The sequence below is a fragment of the Sphingobium sp. CCH11-B1 genome (assembly GCF_001556865.1).
GTDB lineage: Bacteria > Pseudomonadota > Alphaproteobacteria > Sphingomonadales > Sphingomonadaceae > Sphingobium.
Window position 1 is genome coordinate 1 of record NZ_LSJY01000136.1, and the last position, 10,571, is coordinate 10,571.

The following is a 10,571-nucleotide window of genomic DNA, read 5'->3' on the forward strand; positions in this document are numbered from 1 at the left end:
CGGGGGGGCTGGGATCGGCATCATCGGCGTGGCGATGGCTTTGGCGTGGGCGACGCGATCGGCGTTGCCGCGCTGGTCGGCGCGGTCGCCATCGTCGCCTCTTCCATGGCGAAGGACAGCAAGGCTCGGAATGGCGGCAGCGCCGACCACGCCCATGGCGACGATGATGCGCCGCCGCCGCGCGAGGGCACCGATTATGGCGCGGATGTGCAGAACGGCGCGCCGCCGCGAAACGATGCCGACTTTTCCGACATCGCCGACGCGAACAGCCGCGACGATGCGATGGCCGACGCCTGCGCGATCGCGGCGCGTGAAGAGGCGCAGCGCCAGCGGGCCGGCTATGCCGAGGTCCGCCAGATCGGCGCGCCCCGCGCGACAGGCCCGGATGCCTATAATATCGACGGCGAGGTGGAGAGCCGCGCCGGCTATCGCGCGACCGGCGGCACCACCCATCGCTTCACCTGCGCGATGAAGGATGGCCGGGTCGCTGAGGTCTATCTGAGCCGCGACGTCGCCTCCCGCTGACGCCCCACCGATAGGAAGGGACGCGTCAGCGAGGCTTCGCGGGCGCGTCGGTGCGGCGTCCGAAGCGCTTCGGGAGCGCGTCGCGGAAGATTCGGCGCTTTTCCGGGCAATGTCGGTGTGAACTTCGGAGGCAGGCGCAAAACGCCCTTCCGGTCCTTGGCATCGCCCGCCCCGCAGGCTAGCCCCTTTCCCATGTCCGCTCCGCCGCTCCCGCGCCGCACCGCCGCGATCGCCTTCATCCTGGTGACGGCGCTGCTCGACGTCATGTCCATGGGCATCGTGATACCGGTGCTGCCGCCGCTCATCGAAACCCTGTCGGGTTCCAGCACGTCGGCGGGCGTGTGGAACGGCCTGTTCGTCGCGCTGTGGGCCGGGATGCAGTTTCTCTGCTCGCCCATAATCGGATCGCTGTCGGACCGGTTCGGGCGACGCCCGGTCATCCTCGTTTCTGTCGCGGGGCTCGCGCTCGATTATATGCTCATGGCGCTCGCCCCCAATCTCTGGTGGCTCGCCCTCGGCCGCATCCTCGCGGGCGTCACCTCGTCCAGCTTCACCTCCGCCTTCGCCTATATGGCCGACATCACCCCGCCAGAGGCGCGGGCCAAGGGCTATGGCCTGATCGGCGCGGCGTTCAGCGCAGGCTTCGTCGCCGGACCATTGGTCGGGGGCGTGCTGGGAGAAATCTCGCTACGCGCGCCTTTCTGGGCGGCGGCCGCGCTGTCGGGCCTCGCCTTCCTCTACGGCCTGTTCATCCTGCCCGAATCGCTCGCCCCGGATAAACGGATGGGGTTCAGCTGGGCGCGGGCCAATCCCTTCGGCGCGCTCCGTCTGCTTCGGTCTCATCCCGAACTGTCCAGCCTGGCGATGGTGAACTTCCTGCTCTATTTCGCCCACCACCTCTTTTCCGCGGTCTTCGTGCTCTACGCCGGCGACCGGTACGGCTGGGGGGCATGGCAGGTCGGTGCGCTACTGGCGCTGGTCGGCGTCCTCGACATGGGCGTGCAAGGACTGCTCACTGGGCCGGTGGTGAAGCGGCTTGGCGATCGCACCACGATGGTTGTCGGCCTTTCGTTCGGCGCAATCGGCGTGGCGGCCATGGGCCTTGCCCCCGACCAGGGCCTGTTCATCGCCGCCATGTTCCCCAACGCGCTCTGGGGCCTCGCCATGCCGACCATCCAGGCGCTGATGACCCGCCATGTCAGCGAATCCGAACAAGGACAGCTTCAAGGGGCGAACAACAGCGTCGGCGCGATCGCCGGCATCGCATCGCCCCTCTTCTTCGGCACCGTCTATTCGCTGTCCATGGGCGCGCATCCTCTCCTGCCCTTTATCGGCAGCGCGTTCCTGATCGCGGCGGCGATCCTGGCTGGCGCGGCGTTGATCGGGTGGCGTGCGGACAAGGGGGCGACGGCGCAACTGGACATATCGGGACCGGGCGACTAACCGGGCGCGAAGCCCTTCCCATCCATCCAGAGGCGATTCCCATGACGCTGCCCCTTCAGGATAATATCCTCATCGTGGACTTCGGCAGCCAGGTGACCCAGCTCATCGCCCGGCGCGTGCGCGAGGCCGGGGTCTATTCCGAGATCGCCCCCTTCAACACCGCCGCCGAAGCGTTCGAGCGGTTGAAGCCGAAGGGCATCATTCTGTCCGGCGGCCCATCTTCGGTCATGTGGGACGACAGCCCCCGCGCGCCGCAGCATTTCTTCGACGCGGGCGTGCCCGTCCTCGGCATCTGCTACGGCCAGCAGACGATGATGCAGCAGCTGGGCGGCAATGTCGAAGGCGGGGAGAGCGGTGAGTTCGGCCGCGCCTTCATCGAAGTGAAGCGCGAATGCGCCCTGTTCGACGGCCTGTGGAGCGAAGGCGAGCGCCATCAGGTATGGATGAGCCATGGCGACAAGGTGACGCGCCTCGCGCCGGGGTTTGAGGTGGTCGCGGTCAGCGAAGGCGCGCCCTACGCCATCACCGCGAACGAGGAAAAGCGCTTCTACGCCACGCAATTCCACCCCGAAGTCGTTCATACGCCCGATGGCGCCAAGTTGCTCGCCAACTTCGTCCGCCATGTGTGCGGCCTTGCCGGCGACTGGACGATGGCGGAGTTCCGCGCGACCAAGATCGCCGAAATCCGCGAGCAGGTGGGCGTGGGTCCGAATGGGGGCCGCGTGATCTGCGGCCTTTCAGGCGGCGTCGACAGCGCGGTGGCGGCGGTCCTCATTCACGAGGCGATCGGCGATCAGCTGACCTGCGTGTTCGTCGATCACGGCCTGATGCGGCTGGGCGAAGCCGAGCAGGTCGTCAGCCTCTTCCGCGAACATTATGGCATTCGCCTGGTCCATGTGAACGCGGAGGACCGCTTCCTGGGCGGCCTTGCCGGCCTCACCGATCCCGAAAAGAAGCGCAAGTTCATCGGCGGCGAATTCATCGCCGTGTTCGAGGAAGAAGCCAAGAAGATCGGCGGCGCGGACTTCCTGGCGCAGGGCACGCTCTATCCCGACGTCATCGAATCGGTCAGCTTTACCGGCGGTCCGTCAGTGACGATCAAGTCGCACCATAATGTCGGCGGCCTGCCGGAACGCATGAACATGAAGCTGGTCGAGCCCTTGCGCGAATTGTTCAAGGACGAAGTGCGCGCGCTGGGCAAGGAACTGGGGCTGCCGGACATTTTCGTCGGCCGCCATCCCTTCCCCGGCCCAGGCCTCGCCATCCGCATTCCCGGCGAAGTCACCAAGGACCGGTGCGATATCTTGCGCAAGGCCGACGCCATCTATCTGGAGGAAATCCGCAACGCCGGCCTCTATGATGCGATCTGGCAGGCATTCGCCGTGCTGCTGCCGGTGCGGACCGTTGGCGTGATGGGCGATCACCGCACCTATGACAGCGTCTGCGCAGTGCGCGCCGTCACCTCGACCGACGGCATGACCGCCGACATCTATCCCTTCGACGCCGCGTTCCTCAGCCGCGTCGCGACCCGCATCATCAACGAGGTCAAGGGCATCAACCGCGTCGTCTATGACTATACAAGCAAGCCTCCCGGCACGATCGAGTGGGAGTGACGGGTCGTACGTTCGGATAGCGTCGGATACCGCAATCCGGCCGAGATGTAACGGCGCGTCGGGTAGTCAAGGTAGAGCCGGTCCTCGGGCATGATCCAGTCGGCGAGGCAGGATATCAGCCGCCCCCTCTCGATATGCGGATGCGCGCGGTCTTCCCACACTTAGGCGAGCGCAACACCGGCCAGTGCGGTCTCGATCATCAGTTCGTGATCGTGGAGGGCGACCGGCCCCTTCACCTCGACGTCGATCTCCTCGCCATCCCGCCTGAACGACCAGTTCCATGCTGTGCGAAGGGCACGACCCGCGCCGGGGCGATGCCCTTCCTGGCGGCTCGGAATCAACCCAGCAGCTTGTCGAGCGTGATCGGCACCTCGCGCACCCGGATTGCGGTCGCATTGTAGATCGCGTTGGCGACTGCGGCGCCGACCCCGGTGATACCGATCTCGCCGACGCCGCGTGCGCCCATGGGTGCACGCGGATCGGGTATGTCGGTCCACAGAATCTCGATCGCGGGCACGTCGAGATGCACCGGCACATGATATTCGGCGAAGTTCGGGTTGACGATCCGGCCCGAGCGCTCGTCGAACAGCGTCTCCTCGGTGAGGGCGAGGCCAAGTCCCATGATCATCCCGCCGCGCAGCTGGCTCGCGGCGGTCTTGGGATTGATGATGCGCCCGCAATCAAAGGCGCCGAGCAGCCGGCGCACGCGCGGCTCGCCGGTCACGGCACTAACCGCAACCTCGCAGAACAGCGCGCCATGCGAGTGCATCGACCATTGTTCCAGCTCCATCGGCGGCGGCGCCTCCGCCTCGATCGCGAACGCCTCGCGTCCAGCGCGCGCGAGGATCGAGACATAGCTTTCGTGTCGCCCGGGCTCGTCGATCTTGGCGAGTCCGCCGTTGAGCCCGGCCACCTCGTGAGCCTCGAGCCCGGCGATGGGCGAGTCGTTCCCCGCGAGCTTGATCAGTTCACCCACCAGCGCCACCCCCGGCAGCGACGAGTCCCCGTAGGCGAAGGTCACCTGCGCGGGCTCGAGCCCAAGCCGCGCGGCCGCGACCACGGTCTGCGCGGTGGCCGTGCCCATGCCCATGTCGTGGGCGGCGATCTCGACCAGTGCGGTGCCATCCTTGCGGATCGTGATCCGGGCCGCCCCGCCGGGCATGCGATGATAGGGGTAGGTCGCCTTGGCGCAGCCCAGCCCGATCAGCCATTCGCCCTCGCGCGTCGCGCGCGGCGTCGGGTTGCGCTTGGTCCAGCCGAACGCCGCCGCGCCGTCGCGCCATGCCTTGACGATGTCACGCTGCGAGAAGGCGCGCCCAGTCAGCGGGTCCTTCTCAGGCTCGTTGAGGATACGCAGTTCAATCGGGTCCATGCCGAGCGCGACAGCGAGTTCGTCGATCGCGCTTTCGATCCCGAAGGTGCCGACCGCCTCGCCCGGCGCACGCATGGCCGTGGTCGACAGCATGTCCATCCGCGCGACCTGCACGTCGAGCTTCATCGTCTCCGACGCATAAGATGCCTTGGTTGGAAGGATGAACCGCTCGGGGATGGCGTTGTGCGGCGTCATGGCGCTGAAGCCGGTGTGGATGATGGCCTTGAAGCGACCGCTGCGGTCGGCGCCGATCGCGACATACTGCTCGGTGAGGCTGCGTCCTCCGATCAGCCGGTAAACGCCCTCGCGCGAAAGTGCCATGCGCACCGGCCGCCCGACCATCTTCGAGGCCGCCGCCGCGAGTACCTGATGAACCCACAGGCATTTGCCGCCAAAGCCCCCGCCGACATAGGGCGAACGCACCTCGACCTGCGCCTCCTCGATCCCGAAAATCTGCGCGAGCGACCAGGCCGTGTTCGCCACGAGCTGCGAGGCATCGTGCAGGATCATGCGATCGCCGTCCCACGTGACCGTCACCGCATTCGGCTCGATCGGATTGTGGTTGTGGCGCGGCGTCAGATAGATCTGCTCGACGCGCACCTCGCAGGCGGCGAGCGCCGCCTCCGCGTCGCCGACCTCGAAGTGCATCGGCTGTCCGGCGAACACAGCAGTCTCGGTTCCATTGGCCTTGGCTTGAGCAAAGGTGGTCACCGCCGTCTCGGGCACATAATCGACGCGGATCAAGGTCGCGGCATGGTCCGCCTGCTCCTGGGTCTCGGCCAGCACGACCGCGACAGGCTGACCGTTCCAGCTGATCCTGTCGTCCTGCAGGATCGGTATGCCGTCATTGCCGCCCGCCTTGAGGCTGGTGAAGACCACCGGCATCGGCGCGAGGCGCGGTGCGTTGTGATAGGTCATCACCAGCGCGACGCCGGGCGCGGCCTCGGCCGCACTGGTGTCCAGTCTCGCTAAACGGCCCTTGGCGATCGTCGCGAAGACGATCTGCGCATAGAGCATGGCGTCCATCGCAATCTCGGCCGCGAAGGGCGCCTTCCCGCTCACCTTGAGCGGGCCGTCGATCCGCGAGACCGGCTTGCCGATCAGGCCGTGCTTTTGGTGGATCAGGGGATCAGGCGTGCCGCCCGCCTTCCAGCTGTCGGATTTCTTTCCCATGAGACCGTCGGTGCGCGCCTGCGCGCCATTCTCGGGATCGTCGAGGATGCTCATGCGGCGTCTCCTGACAGCCTGCCGAGCACGGCCGTGATCGTGCGCTTTGCCAGCTCGATCTTGAATGCGTTGTCCTTGAGCGGCACGGCTCCGGCGAGCGCGGCTTCGGCTGCCGCGCGAAAGGTCGTCTCTCCGGCGGCTTGCCCCTTCAGCGCCTCCTCGGCGGCCCGCGCCCGCCAGGGCTTATGCGCTACGCCGCCGAGCGCGATCCGCGCATCGCGGATCGTCCCGCCATCGAGATCGAGCGCGGCGGCGACCGAGACGAGCGCGAAGGCGTAGGAGGCGCGATCACGCACCTTGCGGTACTCCGAGCGCGCGGCGAACGGCAGCGGCGGCAGCTCGACCGCGGTGATCAGCTCGCCGGCGGCGAGTTCGGTCTCAATCTGCGGCGTGCCGCCCGGCAGCCGGTGAAGTTCAACAAGGGGGATCGTCCGCGCGCCGCCCGGTCCTGTGACGTGGACGATCGCGTCAAGCGCGGCAAGCGCCACGCACATGTCCGACGGGTGGGTCGCGACGCAGCTGCTCGAGGCGCCGAGGATCGCGTGGATGCGGTTGAAGCCATCGACCGCGTCGCAGCCTGCGCCGGGGGAACGCTTGTTGCAGCGCGCGGCATCGTCGTAGAAATAATAGCAGCGGGTGCGCTGGAGGATGTTGCCGGCGACGCTCGCCATGTTGCGGATCTGGCCCGACGCGCCGGACAGGATCGCGCGCGCGAGAACCGGATAGCGCTGGCGCACCAGCAAGTGCTCCGCAACCGCCGTGTTCTTAACCGCAGCGCTGATCCTGAGGCCGCCGCCGGGGGTCTCTTCGATCCCGCCGGGCAGCGCCGTGACGTCGATGAGGTGGGCGGGCGCCTCGATCGTCTCGCGCATCAAATCGACGAGGTTGGTGCCGCCACCGAGATATTTGGCACCCGCGCCGACGCCGAACAGCCCGAGCGCCTCGGGCGCATCCTTGGCGCGCGCATAGCTGAATTCGATCATTCCGTGGCCTCCGGCATTTCCGCTTCCGGCAGCAGCACCGCGCGGATCGCATCCACGATGCCATTGTGGGCGCCGCAGCGGCAGAGGTTGCCGCTCATCCGTTCGCGCAGTTCGTCATGATCAATCACCAACGTGCCGGCAGCAAGATCGGCGGTCAGCGCGCTCGGCAGGCCGCGTTCCCATTCGGCTTGCGCGCCCATAGCCGAGCAGATCTGGCCCGGCGTGCAATAGCCGCACTGGAAGCCTTCATGCTCGATGAACGCCTGCTGCAATGGATGCATCGCGTCCGGCGCGCCAACGCCCTCGATGGTGGTAATGGCGCGCCCCTCATACTGCACCGCAAGCGCAAGGCAGGAATTTATCCGCTCCCCGTCGACCAGCACGGTGCAGGCCCCGCACGCCCCCTGGTTACAGCCCTTCTTGGTACCGGTCAGCCGAAGATGCTCACGCAGCAGATCAAGGAGCGACGTCCGGATATCGGCCGTTACCTCGATCGATGCGCCGTTGATCGTGAACTGCATTGCCGGCCTCCGTCCCTGAGATCCCCCCGCCCAGGGGCGTCGTTCGAGCGAACCGCTGATCGGGTTCCGATACCAAGCGTGATCCAATAGTCATCGGGCAGTCCGCAGATACCGGATCACGCTCCGCGTCGTAGGATGGGCGGCGTGGCGACCGAGCCGGGGGGTTGATTCGTCCATCCTTCCGGCAACGCACTCGCCTTCTGGAAGGCCGGGCGCGCCTTCATCCGTTCAGCATAGGCTTGCACATGCTTCGTTTCGCTACCGTCCACAGCGTTCAGCATCGTGGCTGTCAGCATGCCGAAGTAGACAGCGATATCGGCAAAAGTGAATTTGTCGCCCAGAATATAGGGGTGGTCACTCAAGATGTTGTCGAAATGATTCCATATGTTCATTATCTTGGCTTTTGCGGCAGCCATCGCCTGCTCATTGGGCGGTGTGCCGGTTCTGATCCCCGTCGAAGCGATGAACGCGTCTATCATCGGCCAGAGGGTCGCCTCGGGAAAGTGCATCCACTGCAGATAAGGTCCACGCGCCGGATCGGTCAAAGCCGGAGAAAATCGATTGGCGGTGTCATATCGATCCGCCAGATACTGAACGATCGCGCATGACTCGTGGAACACGACATCGCCGTCGCGGATGACCGGGGCGGTTCCAAGCGGATTGACGGCGATGAAATCAGGTAGCTTCAGTTCGGCACGCTGCTTGATGATCGCTTCATAAGGAAGCGCGAGTTCCTCGGCTGCCCAAATCGCGCGGATGGAGCGCGTTCCCGGCATATGATAAATCTGCGTCATAACCTCTCCAGGGATAGTCATATTCCATAGCAAGATCTTCCCGCTTTCCACGGCGCCGACACATCGACGCCGTTTCGAGCGAGAGGCTGGAGCTTGTTTATCGCCCGCCCGCGACAGTCAGGCACTGGCCGGTCGTCCACTCCGCTGCGGGAGACGCGAAGAACAGCGCCGCGGCGCCGATGTCGGAAGGCTGACCTACGCGCCCGATGGGCGCTGCCCAGCGCGGATTGGTCTGCAGATCTTCCGGCGTGCTATTGAGCGACTTCACGATACCATTGGTGAAAACCACGCCCGGCGTGATGCAGTTTACCGTGATCCCGCGCGGCGCGAGTTCCGCGGCCAAGGTCTGCGAGTAGGAGATGATCGCCATATTCGCGGCCGCGTAAGCGGCAAAGCCCGGAGACGCATGCAGGGCCGAGCGGCTCGAGATATTGATGATCCGCCCTCCGTCGGGCATGCGAAGAGCCGCCTCTTGCGAGCCCCAGAACTTCTGGCGCGCATTATACGCCATCTGCGTGTCCCAGTTCTCCGGCGGCATAGGCCATGTATATTGCGCGTCCTCGCCGCTCCCCGCGTTGTTGACCATGATGTCAATGGCGCCAAACTCCTTGACGACTTGATCCAGGGCGTTCGGGATTGTCGATCTTTCATTGACATCACCACTGATGCCCAGCACGCGATGACCAAATTTTTTCAGATCCTCGACGGTCTCGTCGACCGCGCTCTTGGTGCGGGAAATGATGGCGACGTCAGCTCCGGCATCGGCGAACGCCAGGGCGATGCCCCGCCCGATGCCGCCGGATCCGCCCGTGACTACCGCGACCTTGCCATCCAGCCTGAACTTATCCAGAATTGCCATTATCCATCTCCATTACTGTTCGGCCAATTTTTATTCTAAATTTTATTGACTGCGGTCATTCAAAAGAGAGGTGAACCCGGGACCGGCATATACAGATTGCTTATCATCCTGGCGGGATCGAAGAAGTGAATGCCCGATGGCGTGGGCCAACCCTTGCATTCGGCAAAGACCTTCGCGCGAATATCGGCGCGTTGCTCAAGCGTTTGGTAAGGCCAGATGCTGACTGCACGCGAGGACCCGTCCAGCGAGCCCATCACCATCATCGTGAGCGAAAAGCGATCCCGCTCCGGCTTGATCGCCGTCCATTCAGGCCTCAGCGGATGGAAGCCGCCCGGCTTCACCTTGTAGCTGCGCATCTCGAAAAACGGCCCGACGGACCCGACGGGGAATTCAAATCCATCATAGGGTTCATAGGCTTCGAACGATAGGTCGATCAGGTCATCGCCACATCCAAAGGGGTTCGAGCTGGTCGAAATTCGCCGCCGCTCGCTATACCATTCGCCGGCGTCCTCGAATGTCCGAATGAGCAGTAAATGGCTGAACGGACCGAACTCCGGGCGCCAACAGGCCACGAGTTTCCCCGGCTGCGATTCGATGTCATGCATTGCCGCTTCCGCCACGCTATTCGGCCCCGCCGGGCGCGCGGTGAGCTTCAGATTCAGGTCCGCAATTTCAACAATCATTGCTCACTCCTCATCCAGCAGCAAGAACAACGCAAATTACCAACCTTGATGCCTTCTCTGGAGCACAATTGTCGGCGGCAGTTACGTCCGAAGACGGCTTACGGTACGCGTCTTGCATCGTATATTTTGTCGAGCCTTTGGAGATATGCCATCGACTTTTCGCCGAACTTTGCATGACTACCAAGACTGTACGTGGGATACTCCGGTACGCGACTGTGTTCATGGGAATAATGCGGATCTTACCGCTTGTTCACGCTCTTGAAATTTGAGGCACAAAGACGGCTAAACACTGCGAGATCTGCACCCCGCTTCCTCCATCTCATAGGGGGCCTGATCCAACGAAGGCGCGGACCGATGCGGAAGAGCCGTTTAGCGAGGAATAGATCATCGGCATGGTCGAGGCGCGCCAAACAGCTCCGCCGATGGCCAAGGTCATCGGCTATCCTGATATCAGGGCCAGTTTCTCATCATATCCGGAGGGCATTTTAGGGAGTAGCTGAGGATCAGCGTGCAATAGGCACCCCCTTCGTGGGGTGATCGGCGTGCAAAAA

Annotated in this window: 10 protein-coding genes; 3 read left to right on the forward strand and 7 right to left on the reverse strand. The window is 64.5% G+C overall.

Translation table 11 applies throughout. The features are described 5' to 3' along the window. The 3 genes from AX724_RS24085 to guaA all read left to right on the forward strand — a co-directional run. Window positions 1–525, forward strand: a 525-nt coding sequence (locus AX724_RS24085; protein WP_066767909.1) for a hypothetical protein, incomplete at its 5' end; no start/stop codon positions are given. A 192-nt stretch (window positions 526–717) separates the two neighbouring features. Then, on the forward strand, window positions 718–1,968 hold the full coding sequence (locus AX724_RS15185) for a TCR/Tet family MFS transporter (RefSeq protein WP_066767911.1): 1,251 nt from the start codon (window positions 718–720) through the stop codon (window positions 1,966–1,968). Between the two features lie 41 nt (window positions 1,969–2,009). Further along, window positions 2,010–3,581 carry a glutamine-hydrolyzing GMP synthase gene (guaA, locus tag AX724_RS15190; RefSeq protein WP_066767913.1) on the forward strand — a complete coding sequence of 524 codons (1,572 nt, stop codon included), beginning with the start codon at window positions 2,010–2,012 and terminating at the stop codon, window positions 3,579–3,581. A 161-nt stretch (window positions 3,582–3,742) separates the two neighbouring features. On the opposite strand, the gene AX724_RS15195 is transcribed toward guaA, so the two are convergent. The 7 genes from AX724_RS15195 to AX724_RS15225 all read right to left on the reverse strand — a co-directional run bounded on the left by AX724_RS15195 (window position 3,743) and on the right by AX724_RS15225 (window position 10,020). Next, window positions 3,743–3,922 carry a hypothetical protein gene (locus tag AX724_RS15195; protein ID WP_066767914.1) on the reverse strand — a complete coding sequence of 60 codons (180 nt, stop codon included), beginning with the start codon at window positions 3,920–3,922 and terminating at the stop codon, window positions 3,743–3,745. Further along, entirely contained in the window at window positions 3,919–6,180 is a 2,262-nt protein-coding gene (locus AX724_RS15200; RefSeq protein ID WP_066767915.1) for a xanthine dehydrogenase family protein molybdopterin-binding subunit, read from the reverse strand. The genes AX724_RS15195 and AX724_RS15200 overlap by 4 nt, the downstream gene beginning before the upstream one ends. Beyond that, on the reverse strand, window positions 6,177–7,163 hold the full coding sequence (locus AX724_RS15205; protein ID WP_066767916.1) for an FAD binding domain-containing protein: 987 nt from the start codon (window positions 7,161–7,163) through the stop codon (window positions 6,177–6,179). The genes AX724_RS15200 and AX724_RS15205 overlap by 4 nt, the downstream gene beginning before the upstream one ends. Continuing rightward, a complete protein-coding gene (locus tag AX724_RS15210; protein ID WP_066767917.1) occupies window positions 7,160–7,684 on the reverse strand; it encodes a 2Fe-2S iron-sulfur cluster-binding protein in 525 nt (174 codons plus the stop codon). Before AX724_RS15210 ends, AX724_RS15205 begins: the two co-directional genes overlap by 4 nt. Before the next feature lie 116 nt (window positions 7,685–7,800). Further along, window positions 7,801–8,478 (reverse strand): glutathione S-transferase family protein, encoded by a 678-nt coding sequence (locus AX724_RS15215; RefSeq protein WP_066767918.1) that lies wholly within the window; start codon window positions 8,476–8,478, stop codon window positions 7,801–7,803. Window positions 8,479–8,575: 97 nt separating this feature from the next. Next, complete coding sequence (locus AX724_RS15220; RefSeq protein ID WP_066767919.1) at window positions 8,576–9,337, reverse strand: SDR family NAD(P)-dependent oxidoreductase; 762 nt, start codon at window positions 9,335–9,337, stop codon at window positions 8,576–8,578. Window positions 9,338–9,396: 59 nt separating this feature from the next. Beyond that, window positions 9,397–10,020, reverse strand: coding sequence for an NIPSNAP family protein (locus AX724_RS15225; RefSeq protein ID WP_066767921.1), 624 nt, complete (start codon window positions 10,018–10,020; stop codon window positions 9,397–9,399). Between the last annotated feature and the right edge of the window lie 551 nt (window positions 10,021–10,571).